Genomic DNA, 17729 nt, shown 5'->3' on the forward strand with positions numbered 1-17729 from the left:
GAGCAGCTTCTGCGGCTCTATCAACCTCAACAGCCGGTTCAGACCTGTCGCCGAGGTCCGGCGGAAGTGATGGATTGTTCATGAGCTAGTTCTCGTCGGAGTCAAAGTGTGCGGGCGGGAACGCGGGATTCTTCCGCGGCGGTGCGAGCCGCGCGTCGTTTATCGAGCCACGCATGCACCATCCCGTAGACGACCGGAACAAACAGCAAGGTGGACACCGTGCCAAGCGCAAGGCCGCCGATCACCGCGCGGCCAAGCGGCGCGTTCTGTTCGCCACCGTCGCCGAGGCCGAGCGCCATCGGCAGCATGCCGATCAGCATGGCGAGCGCGGTCATCAGCACCGGACGGAAACGGCTGAAGCCTGCCTCGAGCGCGGCCCGCAGCGGCGGCTTGCCGCCGTGGTGAAATTCGCGCGCGGTGTTGATCACGAGAATGCTGTTGGCCGTGGCGATGCCGATGCACAGAATGGTGCCAGTGAGTGCCGGCACGCTCAGGCGAGTGCCGGTGCTGAACAGCATCCATGCGATGCCCGCGAGCGAGCCCGGCAAGCCGCTGATGATGATGAACGGGTCGAGCCACGACTGGAAATTGACGACCATCAGCAGATAGACGAGGCCGATGGCGAACACCAGGCCGCTCGCGAGTCCGCTGAACGAGTCGTGCATCGCCTGCACCTGGCCGCGCATGACGATCGACGCGCCCGGCGGCAATTGCGGTCGGATCCGATCGACGATCCGGGTCACGTCCGCTGCCACGCCGCCAAGGTCGCGTCCTTGCGCCGACGCGAAAATGTCGAGCACCGGCTGCACGTTGTAGTGCGAGACGACCGCTTGCTGGGTGACGCGTGTCAGTGTGCTCAACGCGCCGAGCAGGTTTTGCGGCGCCGGACCGCCCGTGTTCGCGGCCGTGGTCATCACGCCGGACCCGGTGTCTCCGGTTTGCGCGACCGGAATATTGGCGAGCGCCTGCAACGAGTTGATGTCGTACTGCGGCATCATCGCCATCAGCGGATAGCTCACGCCGTTGTGCGGATCGAGCCAGAAGTTCGGCGTGGTCTGCGAGCTGCCGGACAGCGCGATCAGCAGGTTCTGCGACACGTCGCGTTGCAACAGGCCGGCCTGAATTGCTCGCGTACGGTCGACATTCACGTTGATCGCGGGTTCGTCGCCCGGTTGCTGGATGCGTGCATCGACGAGGCCGCGTACACCGCGCAGTTGAGCAAGCAATCGGTTCGCCACGACGCGATTGGCGTCGAGCTTGTTGCCGACGATCTGGATATCGATTGGCGCAGGCAAGCCAAAGTTGAGAATCTGACTGACGATATCGGCGGGCAGGAAGGCGAACGTAACGCCGGGGAAATCCTTGAAGAGCGTGGTGCGCAGCGTCGCCACATAGGCAGCGGTGGGCTTGTGTCCGGCTGCGAGTGTGATCATCACGTCGGCGTCTTCGGGGCCGATCGGGTCGGAGGAATCGTAGGTCAGGTTGATACCGCTCACCGGCACGCCGATGTTGTCGAGCATGGCCGCGAGTTCCGGCTTCGGGATCACGCTGCGCATCCGGGCCTCGACTTCATCGGTGATGCGCGCGGTGTCTTCGATACGCGTGCCAGTTGGCGCACGCAGGTGCAGGCGGATTTCCCCTGTGTCGACAGCGGGGAAGAAATCGCGGCCGGAGAATGGCACCAGGACGAGCGAGCCGATACACAGCAGCAGAAAGATCGCAATGAAACGGCGCGGGCTAGCGATAGCCGACGCAAGCACGCCGCGATAGCGTTCGCGCAACATCTCGAAGCGATGTTCGAAGGCTGCCTGGAAGCGGATCAGGCGTGCAATCGGTCCGTTGCTCGTGACAGGCGCGTCACTGCGCGCACGCATCAAATACATCGCGAGGGTCGGCACCAGCGTACGCGAGAAGAAATACGATGCGATCATCGCGAACACCACCGCCTCGGCGAGCGGCACGAACAGGTAGCGCGCCACGCCGGAGAGTAGAAACATCGGCACGAACACGATGCAGATGGACAGTGTCGAGACGAACGTCGGCACCGCGATTTCGCCCGAGCCGTTCAGAATCGCGTCGTGCAGCGGCTCGCCGTTCTCCAGATGGTGCGTAATGTTCTCGATCGCGACGGTGGCGTCGTCGACGAGAATACCCACCGCTAGAGCGAGCCCGCCAAGCGTCATGATGTTGATGGTCTGGCCGAGCGCGGAAAGTGCGATCAGTGAGGTCAGCACCGCGAGCGGAATCGACACTGCGATGATCAACGTTGCGCGCCAGCTGCCGAGAAACAGCAGGATCATCACCGCGGTCAGGGCCGCGGCGATCACGGCCTCGCGCGCCACACCCACTACGGCAGACTTCACGAACACCGATTGATCGGACAGCGCGGTGATATGCAGCGCGCTCGGCAAACCCGCCGCGATATGCGGCAGCATCGCCTTGACCTGCTGGATGATGGTCAAGGTGGACGTGCTGCCGGATTTTTCGATGGTGAGGAGCGCCGCGCGTTTGCCGTCGCTGCGCACGATGTTGGTTTGCGGCGCATAGCCGTCGCGCACATGGGCAACGTCGCGCACATACACCACGCCGCCGGCTACCGTCTTGATCGGCAGGTCGTTCAGCGCGGCCACCGTGTCAGTGCTGCCATTCATCTGCACGTTGTATTCCTTCGTGCCGATTTTGGCGGTGCCGCCCGGAAGAATCAGGTTCTGCGCGTTGACGGCGTTGACCACGTCGAGTGGTGACAGGCCTTTTGCCTGCAGCGCGCGCGGATCGATATCGACCATGATCTGCCGCACCTTGCCGCCGAACGGCAGCGGCACCGACGCGCCTTGCACCGTCGCCAGTTGCGTGCGGATCTGGCTGTTGCCGAGATCATAGAGCTGCTGTTCGGACAGCGTGTCGCTGGAGAGCCCAAGTTGCAGGATTGGCACCGTCGACGCGTTGTACGTGATGATGTTCGGCGGCAACGTGCCGGGCGGCAGCACGCGCAGGATCGAAGCCGAATTGGAGGCCGCCTCGGCAATCGCGCGATTGATGTCAGCGCCCGGGTGAAAAAAGATCTTCACTACCGAGACGCCGTTCAGCGATTGCGACTCGATATGCTCGATATCGTCGACGTCGGAGGTCAGCGCGCGCTCGTAGTTCGACGTGATGCGGTTAGCCATGTCCTGTGCGGAAAAGCCGTTATACGTCCAGACGATGCTGACCACCGGGATGTCGATGTTCGGAAAGATATCGGTGGGTGTACGCAGTATCGCGAGCGGGCCGACGATAAAAATCAACACCGCAAGAACCACGAATGTATATGGGCGGCGCAGCGCGAGCTTGACGATCCACATGACGGTTTCCTGAAAAGAGGCAGAGGGAAGCGCACGGTTTGTTTCAACGCCTGGCGGCGCGGGACGCAGGCTTCTTCGTGAGTCAGGAGTGTGTGGGGGTGGCGCTTACCGGCGGTGGTCGGATAGATTACCGTTCTGTTATCTGGAGTTTGGGTTTTCTGTTCTGATTCAGGCGCGGTGCGTAGATAACAAAACGGTAATCCGAAGGTCAGTGCTCCGACAGCTGAAATGACAAGAATGGGAAGCGTGGTTCAGGCCACTCATTTCTTGCACATATTCGGAGAGACATCATGAAACGTTTTACCGCTTTGGCTGTTGCTGTTGCCGCGCTTGGTTTGTCGATTGGGTCGACTGCTTTTGCTCAGTCGAATTCGCCAGGGTTGACGCGGGCTGAAGTGCTGGCCCAGTTGCAGCAGGCCCAGGCAGAAGGGCTCGTGCCGGCGCCTAAGGATGACTATCCGCCTAGTGAGGCGACGATTGCCCGGAATCGGGAGATTTATGCTATTCAGCATCCGGGGGAAGCAGCGGCTGTGAAGACGGCCGGAGCGGGTGGTGTGGGTGCTGCGGCGGCTTCCAATTGAGGCTGGGTTTGTTCGCCTGCTGCTTTGGTCTTTCCTTGATTTCTTATTGGTTTATTAGCGTTGCCCCTGTGCGGGGCAACGCTCTCAACTTAAGCCTCACTGCATGAAGCGAGTTTGTACGCGAGATGGAAGTGGGGCTTGGCTTTTCTGGGTGGCCTTGGATAGGAGCGCGAGGCTGGATCCGGCATCGAGTCTGGTGGATCATTTCCAGCACACCGGCGAGGCCGTCCAGACAGCGCTGGATGCACCGAGGATGGGCTTGAGTGCGGCCAGTGCGTACATCCGGTTAGTACCCGAATCGGTGGTTGGTGTCGCGTGATCTGGGCGATGCCGATATCGCCGCAACGATGGAGTTCTATCGCACTATCGAAGGTCGAGTGAGCTCGTTGTTTGGATGATGAGCTGCACCAGTGGAATCAAACCCTAGCTAGGCTTGAAACCAGTCACAAGACTATCCTCGACTTTAAGAGGTGATAGGTGTCCGGAGATTCAGGGGGCCGCTCCACGCCCCATCGGTTAGTCTTCGAGACCGATATCCTTGTACGCAGCGACCTGCTCGACCTGCAGACATGAGTGAAGTTCGACATATTCTAAAACAAGAAAGATAGGACTATGACTGGTTGCTATTGTTGTGAAAAAGCTGGTACTACAACGGAGCACGTTCCTCCGCGAGGCTTCTTTCCGGAAAGAGGGCGGGGTATCTCAACACTGATGAGTGTTCCGTCGTGTCCAAATCACAATACGGGAAAGTCTAACGCGGACGAGTACCTGCGGTTCGTCCTTGCTGCTACTGGCAAGTTCGTGCATAGGGAAGTTAGAGACCGAGCCAGCCGCGGGATTGTTCGCCTGATGAAAAAAGGGAGCGGTAATCAGACTCTGGGGAAATTCGGAGTATGCAGAAGTGATGAGACGCCTGACGCTTACTCGCTCGAAGGCTCCGCCTTCATTGACTACCATGCTGCTGTAGATGCGTTAAGTGCCATTGCAAAGGCTGTCTATCACTACCATAACAAGATGACGAAGAAGCTGACGGCTGCTGTAACGGTGTTTCCGCTGTTCCTTGGGGTGGATCAGGACTCGGCACCTGATGAGCGGGCGAAACTCGCTCGCTTGGAAGCGGAAACGAGGCGAGATTTGATGCTTCATCCTGTCTTAGGAACGAACCGAGACGTCTTCGAGTATCAAGTGATTGAGGATGACAAGATGATCATCATAAATATGGTGTTTTATAAGGAAAAGCTCGCTTGCGTGGCGTCTCTCAAATGATCTGGTCGTCTTAGAGTTATGTCGGAGTTCCTGCCTCAGGGCCTCCTCGTCACCCGCTATCCGGTCTTTTTGCCCAGGAAGTTACAGCATGCAGACTCGGCTAAAGTCTACAGTCCGACGGTAGACGTTCCGGTTCAGCCAGGGAACAAACGTGTATTCGTCGTATGCGTTGCTGCCCATATAAATCCAATTGCTGAGAATGTTGGACATTACCGTCTCCTACCCTTTCCGTTGCTAGTTGGTCGCGCCTGGTTTGCGGCATACCCGCTCCAAGCCACGTTCTAGCGTCTTCTGATCCCATGGTGCCGGGCTGCTACCCGAGCGGCTGCAGCACGTCACCGCCATAGAGCAAGACCGTACGCCGCATCGACACCGCCATTTCGCCTAAAAAGTGATCCGAGAAGCCGGTCTTTACGATTGGTATCCGGATCGTGGATGTTTGCAGAGGAACACGGCTGACGCGACACCATTCGTCTGCCGCGGCCAGCGCGACCGCAGATACCGGATATTTTCATTACGTAGTACACGATGACTAAGATAGGTCAAAGTGCAAAATAAAGCAAGGAAGCCTGGACAGTACGCCCATCGCCTCGTGTCAACCGAAGGCAGGGACTCGGTCGCCCACGCCGCCTGGCGGAGCGGAAAGCCCTATCCCGCGACTAACGGAGTGGCTGGCTGATCCGTACGCTCACAAAGGCAGGGAATTCCCTGTCTTTCTTCTTTTTTGGAGTTTTGTATCATGACCTAACTTTGGTGGTATTTTCTACTTATGGCGCCACGGGAAGCGTTTGCGACCTGGTCGCCGATTGACGGTTCAGGAGTCGATCATGGATGAAGTCGCGCACAAGGCGTTTGCGGAAGACGGCGCCGTTCTGGTCAAAGGTCTTCTCAGCGAGCAACAGTTGGCACGGTGCCGGCAGGTCTTCGACTGGGGCATTGAAAACCCAGGGCCCATGGCCTGCAGCCTGTTCGAAGGCACGGAGCACAAGACGCACAACGACAACGCCAATCCGTTTGCGAAAGAGCGTCTGGACGAGCTGGCTGGAGAATTGCCATTCGGCCGACTGCTCACGGATCTGTGGGGCTCGGATAGCGTCTGGTATTTCGCGGAGGAGCTGTTTCTCAAAAGCGGAGGCAAGAGTGGTCGCTCGCCGTGGCATCAGGACACGTCCTACCTGCCATGGGAGGGGTTGCACTTCGCCAATGCGTGGATCAGCTTCGAGGCCGTACCCAAACAAAATGCGCTCGAGATCGTGCGCGGCTCGCATCGAGGCCCGCGTCACGATGGCACGACCTTTCAAAATGCTGAAGATCCGACTGATCCTCTGCATGGCGGCGATGCGTGGCCGCGCCTACCGAATATCGAAGCTGAGCGCCGGGTCGACCCCGCTGCCTACGACATCATTTCGTGGGCGACGGAGCCGGGCGACGTCCTGCTGCTGCATCCCGGCGTGCTGCACGGCGGCGGCGCGGTGGACGCCGCATTTCCAGATCGCCACACGCTCGTGCTGCGCTTCTTCGGCGACGACGCGGTTTTCAGTCCACTTCCACAGCCGAGCGTCTCGGGCTTCACACCGGCGGGCGTCCTGTTCCTCCGTGACCTTGCCGGGTTAAAAGAAGGTGATCCGTTTCGCGCGCCGTGTTTCCGTCAACTCGTGTGACCATAGGAACCCACATCATGACAACGTCCACCAGGCGGCAATCGATCGTTCCGCCGCCGTTCCAGGCGTTCTACGACGCTTACCATTTTTCGCCCGCGACACGCGTGGGCGACACGATCTGGGTCTCCGGCCAGGTTGGCATCGGCCCCGATATGAAAGCCGGCGAAGGTATGGAGGCGCAGGCCCACATTGCCTTCGAGTCCCTGAAAGCCGTGCTCGAGAGCGCGGGCGGCAGCCTTGCAGACATTGTGGAGCTGACCACGTTCCACACGGACCTGCGCGGCGAGATCGAGGCCTTTTCGGCGGTCAAGGACGCGTACTTCCCGGCGCGCTATCCGTCGTGGACCGCGGTTGGCGTAACACAACTGGCGCTTCCCGAGTTGTGCATCGAGATTCGGGCTGTGGCGGTGGCAGGGTGCGGCGAGGGCTGAGCGGTCCGGTCCCGGGACGCCTGGTTTGAATCAAACGATATGTACTGCAAATGAACGTGGTATAGGACGGAGAGTCATGATGAGAAAGCACACAATCGGAGCCGCATCTGCCATCACGGCGGCGTTATTGTTCATGGCCGGCGTGGCCGCTGCCGACGACCTCACGCCGGTCGGCGGCGAGCGAGCGGCCAGCAAGGACGGGCTCGTCCCGGCGTTTGCCGGCAGGGAGGCCACGCCTGCAGGCTGGGAATGGGGCAAGGTTCGCGGCGAGTTCTGGTCGCACAAGAACGAGAAACCCTTGTACACGATCGATGCGTCGAACGTCGACAAGTACGCCGACAAATTAGCGCCGGGGCAGATCCAGCTCATCAAGCAGTCGAAGGGTTACCGCATGGACGTCTATCCGTCCCACCGCGAATGCCAGTTGCCGGACTTCGCCGAGCAGAATTCGAAGGCTAATCTCACGACGGCGAAACTCGCTTCGGATGGTGAGACGGTGCAGGCCGCAGTGCTTCCCGGGGTGGCTTTCCCGCAGCCGAAGAGCGGCGCCGAAGCGATCCTCAACTACGAGACGCGCTATCGCGGCGAGGGTATCGAGTGGTCACCGGTTGTGACATCCATTTCTCCGCGCCCCGGCAGTAGTGACTGGATCGACGCAATCGGCCCGCAGGCGTTCTATTTCCCGGCGGGCAAGGAGGGCAAGACCACACCGCAGGACGTCGATCAGTTCAACCTCGGCGCCTATTTCTCGGTCGATTCGCCCGCGGCGCTGGCCGGACAGGCATTCGTGCAACGCCAGTACTTCGACAAGGACTCGGAGACCTACTACTACTTCCCTGGACAGCGGCGCGTGAGACGCATGCCGGCCTATACGCACGATGCGCCGCTGATCGGCTTCGAAAACCAGTACCTGATCGACGAATCCAACATGTTCAACGGCTCCATCGACCGCTTCAACTGGAAGCTCGTGGGCAAGAAGGAAATGATCGTCCCGTATGACGATTTCGGCATGTACACCTTCAAGGACAAGCTGCACGACGTCGCCACGCCCAACGGCATTTCGTCCGATCATCGTCGTTACGAGGTGCACCGCGTCTGGGTGGTCGAGGCAACGCTTAAGCCATCGGCCCGCCACGTCGCTTCGAAAAAGGTCTTCTATCTGGATGAGGACAGCTGGCTCGCGCTCGTGGGCGAGGACTATGACGCGCAGGGCAAGCTCTGGAAGATGCGCGAGAGCTACCCGATCCCGGTATGGGAGTTGGGCGGCGCCTGCGATAACGAGCCGATGGCGCAGTACGACCTCAACAATGCACGCTACGTCTTTGACGCCTCGTCGATCGGCCAGGGCAAGGACGTCCGCTGGTACCAGCAGGTCAACGATCCTCGTTTCAAGACGGACTTCTACTCGGCCGAATCCCTGCGATCGGTGAGCGAGCGCTGAAGTTCGGCAAACCACAAAGGGGGCCGGCGCGCATCGATGAGGCGCGCTGGCAATGAGATTGGCGGCAGGGGAGGGTGATGAAAACGAAGACGATAGGAAGGACTGCGACAGTTTCGCTGGCGATCGCCGGCGCGGCTGCCACCTCCAGCGCGTATGGCTACGAGTTTACGACCGGGATCAACGATCTTACCGGCTCGTGGGTGACCAACCTCACGGCGGGCGCAGGCATCCGCACCAAAAACCCGAGCTGCTCGCTCACGGGTGACCCGAACGCGTTCGACTGTGGAGCAGGCGCTAACGTGAACCAGTGGGGCGTTGGCGACAACGGCAACCTGAACTATCGCAAGGGTCAGCCCTTCAGCACCTACGTCAGCGCGACGAGCGAGCTGCTCTTCAAGATGCCGAGCGAGGGACTCAAGTTCATGATTCGCGGCACCGGCATGTACGACTTTCTTGCCGGTGATACGAACAGAACCCCGCTATCGAGCACCGCGTCGGCACAGGTCGTCTATGACGTGCAGTTGCTCGATCTATGGGGCGAGAAGGACTTTACGATCGGTGGTAACGCCGCGCATGTGCGGCTCGGCAATCAGGTGATCAACTGGGGAGAAAGTATCTTCGCGATGGGTGGCGTGAACGCCACTAATTCTCTTGATGTCCAGAAGCTGCTGATTCCCGGCTCGCAACTGAAGCAGGCGCTGCTTCCGGCGCCCATGATTAGCTTCGCCGCCGATCTTTCTCATGGTTTTAGTACTGAGGGTTACTATCAATTTTGGTGGAACGGCAACCGCTATCCACCGGTCGGTTCCTACTGGTCAGTGTCCAACAGCCTCGGCCGCGGGACGGAGCCATATACGGTCAGCACCAACAACCTCAACGTAGCCGGCCCGAGTGCAGGCACGATCGCCGGGCCTGCCAGCGGCAACCAGGACACGCTCAACGGCATCTACACGGGTCTCGTCAACGGCGCTTTCGCCGGGCCGCCGTACAACGTGATTGGCCTTCCGGTCGAGTGGCAGGCACCATCAAAGTACAAGCCCCAGTTCGGCGTGAAGTTCAACTATTCGCCGCGCTCGTTTGACGCAAACTTCGCGATTTACTACCTCAACTATACCGACAAGTCGCCGGTGCTTTCGTCGCTGGCCAACGGGACATTGCAGTGGTCGTATCTGCAGAACCGTCAGCTCTTTGGAGCGAGCGCAAACTTCGGGCTTGGTCCCTGGGCGATCGGCACGGAGCTTTCGTACCGGCCTCATGATGCCGTGGCGCTGTCGAGCTGCTATGGCGCGGGTGGCCCGCTGGACCTGAACACCAACGGCGTGGCAGGCATCGACTGCCAGCAATGGGCCGATAAAAAGAGATTCCAGTACGACATCAACGGCATTCTCGCGCTCACGCGCAGCGAATATCCGTTTCTCAAACTGATCGGCGCAGACGCTGCGGCGCTCACCTGGGAACTCACGTGGATCTACTACCCGGGCCTGGGCTCGAATGGCGTTACGCGCACGGTCAACGGGCAGAGCGTCACGCAGGTGCCGATGGCGGGATATTTCCCATGGCTGAACAACAACTCGAACCTGGGCTATCCCATCGCTATGGGACAGGGAACGTCGAGCTCGGTGGGCGCCACGGTGGACTTCAACTGGACCTATGACGGTTCTCTGATTCATGGCTGGCAGGTGACGCCGGGCATTACATTTGCCGATGGCCTGTACGGCTATACACCAACGCTGAGCGCGAACTACATGCAGGGGGCGAAGTCGTTGAACCTCTACGTGCTGTTCAACCAGAACCCGACGGTGTGGCAGGCGGGGATCAACTACACGCTGTTCTGGGGAGGGCACAACACGGTCGGACAGCCTTATGCGGACCGAAACTTCGTCGGGATGTTCGTCACCCGCAACTTCTGACGATTCATCAGCCAGAGGGCGATCCCACGTATGGGATCGTCGAAACACCTGAAGGGATAATGCCGTGTTAAATCGCCTGGTAAAAACGCTGGAAAGGGTCTTCTTCGGTTACCGTGCGGCGGTGCTCGTGAGCATCGTCCTGTTCACCGCCGTCATGGCCTTTTTCGCGGTGCAACTGCGGATGGACGCGGGCTTCGAGAAGCAGATGCCGATCGGCCACGAATACATCCAGACCTTCCAGAAATACCGCTCCGACCTGCTCGGTGCGAACCGGGTCACCGTGGTCGTGCGCGCCCGCAAGGGCCCGATCTGGACGAAGGAGGGCCTTACGCGTCTGTACAAGGTGACCCAGGCCGTCTCGTACCTGCCGAACGTGGACCGCATTGGCGTGCAGTCGCTGTGGACGCCAAACGCCTACGTGAACGAGATCACCGACGAGGGCTTCCGCGCAGAGCCGATCATCTCCGGCACGATCACGCCGGACCAGCTCACGCCGGACGTCGTCGCGAAGATCCGCCGCGCGACCACACTCGGCGGCTATGTCGGCACGCTCGTTTCGCACAACGAAGACAGCGCCATGATTACGGCCGAGCTCAACGAGCGCGACCGCAACGGCAAGGTGCTCGACTACGTAGCGTTCAACCACCTGCTGGAAGCGCAGATCCGCAAGCCGTTCGAAGACGCGGGCTATGAAATCCAGATCATCGGCTTTGCCAAGCAGATTGGCGATATCGCCGATGGCGCGACCGCCGTGCTCGGCTTCTGCGGCATCGCACTGCTGCTGACTGCGCTCGCGGTCTACTGGTACTGCCATTCGGTGCGCTTCACGGTGCTGCTGATTTCATGCTCGCTGACGTCGCTCGTCTGGCAATTCGGCACGCTCAAGCTGCTGGGCTTCGGACTGGATCCGCTCGCGGTGCTGGTGCCATTCCTCGTCTTTGCGATTGGCGTCTCGCACGGCGTGCAGCAGGTCAACTTCATCGTGCGCGAGATCGCGCACGGCAACAGCTCGTTCGACGCAGCGCGGCACAGCTTCAGCGGTCTGCTGATTCCGGGCGTGCTGGCACTTGTCACCGCATTCGTCTCGTTCATCACGCTGCTGCTGATTCCGATTCCGATGGTGCGGGAACTGGCCATCACGGCCTCGCTGGGGGTCGCATACAAGATCGTGACGAACCTCGTGCTGCTGCCGGTCGCGGCGTCGTGCTTCAACTTCACGAAGCGCTATGCGGACAGTGCGCTCAAGCGCAGCGAGCGGCGCTCGTCGTGGCTGCGGGGGCTCGCGCGCATCGCGCAGCCGCGCTATGCAGGCGCGACCGTGGCATTGACGCTGGTGGTGTTCGCACTGGCCGCCTGGCAAAGCCGCGACCGCGTGATCGGCACGCTTCAGCCGGGCGCGCCGGAACTGCGTGCGGATGCGCGTTTCAACCGCGATGCCGCGTCGATTGCGTCGAGCTACGACATCGGCCTCGACTGGCTCACGGTCGCGATCGAGTCGGCGCAGAAGGGCTGCGATAACCCGGCGGTCGGCCTGTACGAGGACGACCTCACGAGTGCGATGCGCACCGAGCCCGGCGTGGTATCGGCACAGTCGTACTCGGCGATGCTGCGCCGTTACAACCAGGGCTACAACGAGGACTATCCGAAGATGAATGTCGTGCCGATCGACCCGGAGAACTATGGGGCGGTGTCGGTGGACGTCGGTCGTGTCAAAGGCTTCATGAAGGCGGATTGCAGCATGACGGCCGTGCATCTGTTCCTCACCGATCACAAGGCCACGACGATCAGCCGGATTCTGGATGACGTGAAGACGTATCGCGCAACGCATCGGTTCCCGGGCATTGCCGTGCGTCTCGCAGCCGGCAATGCGGGCGTACTCGCCGCCACCAACGAGGAAGTGGCGGCAAGCGAGCTGCCGATGATGCTTTACGTGTACGCGGCGATCCTGATCCTCGTGTTCCTCGCCTACCGCGACTGGCGCGCGATGCTGGCGTGCTGCCTGCCGCTATCGGTGGCGACGTTCATCGGTTACTGGTTCATGAAGGAACTGCAGATCGGGCTTACGGTAGCCACGCTTCCGGTGATGGTGCTGGCCGTGGGCATTGGCGTTGATTACGCGTTCTATATCTACAACCGGCTGCAGGTGCATCTGGCGGGTGGGCAGAACATCGTCAAGGCGGTGCAGCACGCGATGCTCGAAGTGGGCGTGGCGACGATTTTCACCGCGATCACGCTGGCGATCGGGGTGGCGACCTGGAGCTTCTCGGCGCTGAAGTTCCAGGCCGACATGGGCAAGCTGCTGGCGTTCATGTTCCTCGTGAACCTGCTGATGGCGATGACGGCGCTGCCCGCACTGGCTTCGGTGCTGGAACGGTGGTTCCCGAGGCGCAAACCGGCGCGCGCGCCCGGACTCTTCAGTCATTGAACATGGGAGACGCAGTCATGATCAAGATGCTTGTTGCCTGTGCCGCGCTGTGCGCGAGTGCGGCAGTCTGGGCCCTGCCGCCGGGAACCGTTGCGCAGTGGGCGGCGATGCCGGCGCGCGCATGGGCGGGCCCATCCCACATGATGTTGCTGGACGCCGCGCGTGCGGGCAAACGCATCGTGGCGGTGGGCGAGCACGGCGTGATCGTTCTATCGGATGACGAAGGAAAGACGTGGCGCCAGGCCCGGCAGTCGCCGGTCTCGGCCACGCTTTCGGCGGTGACGTTCATCGATGCGCAGCGCGGCTGGGCGGTCGGCCAGTGGGGCGTGATTCTCGCGACCACCGATGGCGGAGAAACGTGGGAGAGGCAGCGCATGAATCTCTCGGTGGACCAGCCGCTGTTCTCGGTTCTGTTCACGAACGAGAGGGATGGCCTGGCGGTAGGCCTGTGGTCGCTGATGCTGGCCACACACGATGGCGGCAAGACGTGGGCCAAAGTGACCGTGCCGAAGCCGCCGGGCAGCACGAGGGCGGACCGCAACCTGTACCACATCTTCGCGGACCGCCAGGGCGCGATTTATATCGATTCGGAACAAGGCATGGTGCTGAAGTCCACGGACGGTGGCGCGAACTGGAGCTATCTGGCGACGGGCGGAAAGGGCACGCTGTGGAGCGGCGTGGCGCTGCCTGACGGGCGGATCGTGGTGGGCGGCCTGCTGGGCAGCCTGTACCAGAGCAGCGACGGCGGAGCGACGTGGGCCGCGCTCAACTCGGGTACGAAGAGTTCGATCACCGATCTCGTGGCGACTCAAAACGGACTGATGGGCGTCGGGCTCGATGGCCTCGTGTTCCGGCAACGCGAGGGCAGCATGTCGTTCGAGGTTCAGCAGCGCGACGATCGCGCGAGGCTCACCGCTGCAGTGATCGATGACGCCGGCAAACCGGTGTTGATTTGGCAACGCGAGGGCAGCATGTCGTTCGAGGTTCAGCAGCGCGACGATCGCGCGAGGCTCACCGCTGCAGTGATCGATGACGCCGGCAAACCGGTGTTGATTTCGCAGGACGGGGCGCTGACGGCACGTTGAGAAACGCCAGTCGCTACCTTGTCAGAACGTTCTCCTTAGGTGCAGAGAAGAAAGGGGAGAAATAATGAAACTGAATTGGGCATCAAGCATGGATCGGAAAAATAAGCCGGATGCACAGACCCGGCGTCAGCTGCTACGTGTTACGGCGTTGGGGGCGGCGTCACTCGCCGCCGGCGGCATGTCGCTGGCACAAGCCGCCGTAACCAAGCCCATCAACGGCGACATTCTGGACGTCGCGATCGTCGGCGCGGGTCTAGCAGGACTGACCGCGGGTCGCGACCTCAAACAGGCCGGATGTGATTCGTTCGTCGTGCTCGAGGCACGCAACCGCGTCGGTGGACGCACGTATAACCATGACCTCGGGCATGGCGTCGTTTCCGAAGCCGGAGGGCAGTGGATCGGTCCCGGCCAGACGGCGATCTTCGATCTGGCGCGTCAACTCGAGATCGATACGTTTCCGAGTTGGTACACCGGCAAGACCGTGGTGATGGCGGAAGACGCCACGGTGGCCCAGGACTTCCATGGTGGGACTGGCGGCGATGACACGATCGGGAACCGGCTTGCCGAACTGTCGCGCGGTGTGCCGTCCGGCGCGCCGTGGACGGCGCCTCATCTGGCGGAACTGGACAAACTCTCCTACGGCGAGTGGCTCTTGCAGCAGGGGGTGAAATACGAGGACGGCTACTTCCGCGCACTAGCCGCGAAGCTGACCACGGGCGGCGCGCCGGCGCAGCTGGGTCTGCTGCATTACTTATCGATGATCAACAGTGCAAGCTGCAACTACACGCAGCTCGAAGCGTTCAAGGGCGGCGCGCAGGAAACACGCATCGTCGGCGGCTCGCAGCGTCTGAGCATCAAGATGGCCGAGCAACTGGGCGACAAGGTCAGGCTGTCCTCGCCGGTGCGCAGGATCGCGGGCTGGGATCGTGATGTCGTTGAGCTTCACACCGATCAGGGCGTCCTCAAGGCGCGTCGTGTGATCGTTGCGATGAATCCGGCCCTGTGCAATCAGGTGGTTTTCGATCCGGCGTTGCCCGGCGGACGGGCGCAACTCCAGCAGAACTGGCCCACGAACGCCCCCATGCGCAAGACGGTCCACGTCTACGACAAGCCGTTCTGGCGTGACGCCGGATACTGCGGAACGATCTTCCAGGTCGGCGGCCCGGTCTTCATGGCCTACGACAACTCGCCTCCCGATGCATCGCTCGGCGTGATCGCCGCATTCGTTGCACCGGGGATGCTGCCGCACGACTCGGCGATGGCCGAAAAGACACTGTCGGCCACTTATGCCAAGGCATTCGGGGACCGCGCGCTGCATCCGACGCAGTTCCACGATTACGACTGGGGCCGGGTCGATCCCTGGACCCTGCATTGCATCAATCCTATGCCGCCGGGCTTCTGGACGAAGTGGGGCAAGTATCTGCATCCCGAAGTGGGGCGTCTGATCTGGTCAGGGACCGAAACCGCGGACATCTGGGCCGGCGCAATGGACGGCGCAGTGCGTTCGGGCCACCGCGCTGCCTTGCAGGCGCTGGCCGGCTTCACTCGACGCGGCGAGGTGGCGTGAATGAAACGCACATGGATCGTGAGCGCAGCCGTCTTGCTGGCAGGTGTCGTGAGCGTTGGAGCGCTCTACGGACGCGATTACATCGACGGCATGCAGTTTGAGAAAGCGATGAGCGAGGTCGACAAGACAGAGGTGGCCAACGGCGGCCCCTGGCCGCAACGTCAGGAGACCTGCTACTTCTGTCACGGTGCGCACGGGCAATCTGTCAACGCCTCGTATCCGGCGCTGTCCGGACAGCCCGAGGCTTATCTCGTCGCGCAGTTGCACGCGTTTGCCGATGGGCAGCGACTCGACCCCTACATGGGTGCGATTGCGAGGGAGCTTACGGATGAGCAGATCAAAACACTGGCTGTCTATTTCTCGCGGCAGATGCCGGTCCAAAGTGAAGCGGAGCGCGGCCAGCCGGCGCTCGAACAGCGCGGCATGGCACTCGTCGCGGCGAAAAGCTGCCAGGCCTGCCACGGGGCATCGTTCATGGGCCGGGAACAGATTCCACGGCTGGCCGGCCAGGGCGAAGCCTATCTCGCGAAGCAGCTTGCTGCGTTCAAGACGGGCGAACGTCGTGACCCGAGCGGCGCAATGAACGGGATGGCCGCTACATTGTCCGGCGAAGACATCCACGCGGTGGCCAGCTACCTTGCGGGGTTGAGCCCGGGAGGCGGCAGCGCAGGCATGCAATAGCCGCTATGGCGTAGAGCTACAGGAGTCGGGAAGAAGCAGGAAATAACCTGCTTTTTTTTAAATCTATGTATTTTGTAACATGACCTATATTTGGTATTATGTTCTATAACATCGGAGCGCATTATCGCGGCAAGCCCGGCATCTAGCCGACGCAAACATTCCACCAATCAGGTTTCAGGAGGCAGGTATGGCAAAGCACCCCGTCGTCGTTTATGGCGCAAGCGGTTACACCGGCATGTTGATCATGGACTGGCTCATCGACCAGGACATTCCCTTTACGGCGGTTGCGCGCAATGCGAAGCGTACGCAGGACATGATGGCGCAGCGAGTCGTGCGCCTCGAATCAGCGAACTACGAAATCATCGAGGCCGACCACAATGTTGATGCGCTCGTGAATGCATTTCGAGGTGCGAAGGTCATGTGCACCACCGTCGGGCCGTTCTTCGATTTCGGGCTGGTTGCGGTAGAGGCGGCACTCAAGGCAGGTTGTCACTACCTCGACACTACTGGCGAGCAACACTTCATCCGCCAGGCGCGCGATCAATTTGGCGAGTTGTACCGTCAGGCTGGGCTGCTGTTGTCGCCGTCGAACGCGTACATGTACACGTTCGCGGAAATTGCCGCCGAGCTGGCACTCGAGACGCCGGGTGTCGACGCGCTCGAGACGGCGACCTTGACGCGGGGCCCCCGCGGTGCCGGCGCCGGTGTGAGCGTCGGCTCCACGGCGACCATCTTCGGAGGCTATCGCCAGGAGTCGTGCTATCTGTGGGAAAAGGAGCTGGTGCCGCATGAGAAGCACGCTTCATTCAACGTTGCCTCCCCCGATTTCCTTCAGCCCGTGTTCGCGCTCCCTTGGGGTGGCACGTCGCTGCCGGTGTACTTCGAGCACGATCCGCGCGTGCGCAGCTGCATTTCTTGCGTGGGCTTCTACGACAACAACGCGATGCAGATGGTGCATGCGCTCGGACAAAAGTGGGATGCCGAGTACGCGAACCTGCCCCGCGAGCACCAGGATGCGGTGCTCAAGCAGCTCGTCGATTCCACCACGCCGGCCATGCCGCCGCGCGAGCGCACGTCGCTTCATCGCACGGTCGACTTCGCGATCGGTCGCGGCCAGCTTGCAGCGGTGCGTGCAACCCTGCACGGCATCACGCCGTACATCTCCACTGGCGCCATTCATGCGGCCGGTGCCATCAAGCTGCTTGACGGCGAGACCGCCAGGGTGGGCTTCGCTTCAGGTTCGAAGGCATTCGGACATCGCTATTTGCTCGGGTTCCTCGAGCAGCGTGGGCTCGCGCGCGCAACGATCGCGCAGCTGTAAGCACCGCGCGCGCAGATTC

General features: G+C 61.2%; 12 protein-coding genes. 11 read left to right on the plus strand and 1 reads right to left on the minus strand.

Annotation, left to right across the window (positions count from 1 at the left end; genetic code table 11):
* Window positions 1-101 precede the first annotated feature (101 nt).
* Window positions 102-3341, minus strand: a complete 3240-nt coding sequence (locus tag OKW29_RS23585; RefSeq protein WP_429292807.1) for an efflux RND transporter permease subunit — start codon at window positions 3339-3341, stop codon at window positions 102-104.
* 290 nt (window positions 3342-3631) lie between these two features.
* Here OKW29_RS23585 and OKW29_RS23590 point away from each other — a divergent pair, with 290 nt between their 5' ends.
* The 11 genes from OKW29_RS23590 (at window position 3632) to OKW29_RS23640 (ending at window position 17710) form a co-directional block, all read left to right on the plus strand.
* Entirely contained in the window at window positions 3632-3922 is a 291-nt protein-coding gene (locus tag OKW29_RS23590; protein ID WP_121323990.1) for a DUF4148 domain-containing protein, read from the plus strand.
* An 849-nt stretch (window positions 3923-4771) separates the two neighbouring features.
* On the plus strand, window positions 4772-5188 hold the full coding sequence (locus OKW29_RS23595) for a hypothetical protein (protein ID WP_429292808.1): 417 nt from the start codon (window positions 4772-4774) through the stop codon (window positions 5186-5188).
* A gap of 827 nt (window positions 5189-6015) precedes the next feature.
* Entirely contained in the window at window positions 6016-6849 is an 834-nt protein-coding gene (locus OKW29_RS23600) for a phytanoyl-CoA dioxygenase family protein (protein ID WP_429292809.1), read from the plus strand.
* A 17-nt stretch (window positions 6850-6866) separates the two neighbouring features.
* Window positions 6867-7280, plus strand: a complete 414-nt coding sequence (locus OKW29_RS23605; protein ID WP_429292810.1) for a RidA family protein — start codon at window positions 6867-6869, stop codon at window positions 7278-7280.
* A gap of 76 nt (window positions 7281-7356) precedes the next feature.
* A complete protein-coding gene (locus OKW29_RS23610; protein ID WP_429294921.1) occupies window positions 7357-8721 on the plus strand; it encodes a DUF1329 domain-containing protein in 1365 nt (454 codons plus the stop codon).
* Window positions 8722-8798: 77 nt separating this feature from the next.
* Complete coding sequence (locus OKW29_RS23615) at window positions 8799-10631, plus strand: DUF1302 domain-containing protein (protein WP_429292811.1); 1833 nt, start codon at window positions 8799-8801, stop codon at window positions 10629-10631.
* A gap of 64 nt (window positions 10632-10695) precedes the next feature.
* On the plus strand, window positions 10696-13056 hold the full coding sequence (locus tag OKW29_RS23620; protein WP_429292812.1) for an efflux RND transporter permease subunit: 2361 nt from the start codon (window positions 10696-10698) through the stop codon (window positions 13054-13056).
* A 17-nt stretch (window positions 13057-13073) separates the two neighbouring features.
* Complete coding sequence (locus OKW29_RS23625) at window positions 13074-14141, plus strand: WD40/YVTN/BNR-like repeat-containing protein (RefSeq protein ID WP_429292813.1); 1068 nt, start codon at window positions 13074-13076, stop codon at window positions 14139-14141.
* 88 nt (window positions 14142-14229) lie between these two features.
* Complete coding sequence (locus OKW29_RS23630; RefSeq protein WP_429292814.1) at window positions 14230-15708, plus strand: flavin monoamine oxidase family protein; 1479 nt, start codon at window positions 14230-14232, stop codon at window positions 15706-15708.
* Window positions 15709-16389 carry a c-type cytochrome gene (locus tag OKW29_RS23635; protein ID WP_429292815.1) on the plus strand — a complete coding sequence of 227 codons (681 nt, stop codon included), beginning with the start codon at window positions 15709-15711 and terminating at the stop codon, window positions 16387-16389.
* Window positions 16390-16576: 187 nt separating this feature from the next.
* Window positions 16577-17710 carry a saccharopine dehydrogenase family protein gene (locus tag OKW29_RS23640; RefSeq protein ID WP_429292816.1) on the plus strand — a complete coding sequence of 378 codons (1134 nt, stop codon included), beginning with the start codon at window positions 16577-16579 and terminating at the stop codon, window positions 17708-17710.
* Window positions 17711-17729 lie beyond the last annotated feature (19 nt).

The organism is Paraburkholderia sp. CI3 (assembly GCF_050436505.1).
Classification (GTDB): Bacteria; Pseudomonadota; Gammaproteobacteria; order Burkholderiales; family Burkholderiaceae; genus Paraburkholderia; species Paraburkholderia tuberum.

Excerpts from the sequence above, each read along its gene's own strand:
- OKW29_RS23585 (WP_429292807.1), bottom strand. The coding sequence starts at position 3,341 with ATGTGGATCGTCAAGCTCGCGCTGCGCCGCCCATATACATTCGTGGTT.
- OKW29_RS23590 (WP_121323990.1), top strand. The coding sequence starts at position 3,632 with ATGAAACGTTTTACCGCTTTGGCTGTTGCTGTTGCCGCGCTTGGTTTG.
- OKW29_RS23595 (WP_429292808.1), top strand. The coding sequence starts at position 4,772 with ATGAAAAAAGGGAGCGGTAATCAGACTCTGGGGAAATTCGGAGTATGC.
- OKW29_RS23600 (WP_429292809.1), top strand. The coding sequence starts at position 6,016 with ATGGATGAAGTCGCGCACAAGGCGTTTGCGGAAGACGGCGCCGTTCTG.
- OKW29_RS23605 (WP_429292810.1), top strand. The coding sequence starts at position 6,867 with ATGACAACGTCCACCAGGCGGCAATCGATCGTTCCGCCGCCGTTCCAG.
- OKW29_RS23610 (WP_429294921.1), top strand. The coding sequence starts at position 7,357 with ATGATGAGAAAGCACACAATCGGAGCCGCATCTGCCATCACGGCGGCG.
- OKW29_RS23615 (WP_429292811.1), top strand. The coding sequence starts at position 8,799 with ATGAAAACGAAGACGATAGGAAGGACTGCGACAGTTTCGCTGGCGATC.
- OKW29_RS23625 (WP_429292813.1), top strand. The coding sequence starts at position 13,074 with ATGATCAAGATGCTTGTTGCCTGTGCCGCGCTGTGCGCGAGTGCGGCA.
- OKW29_RS23630 (WP_429292814.1), top strand. The coding sequence starts at position 14,230 with ATGGATCGGAAAAATAAGCCGGATGCACAGACCCGGCGTCAGCTGCTA.
- OKW29_RS23635 (WP_429292815.1), top strand. The coding sequence starts at position 15,709 with ATGAAACGCACATGGATCGTGAGCGCAGCCGTCTTGCTGGCAGGTGTC.
- OKW29_RS23640 (WP_429292816.1), top strand. The coding sequence starts at position 16,577 with ATGGCAAAGCACCCCGTCGTCGTTTATGGCGCAAGCGGTTACACCGGC.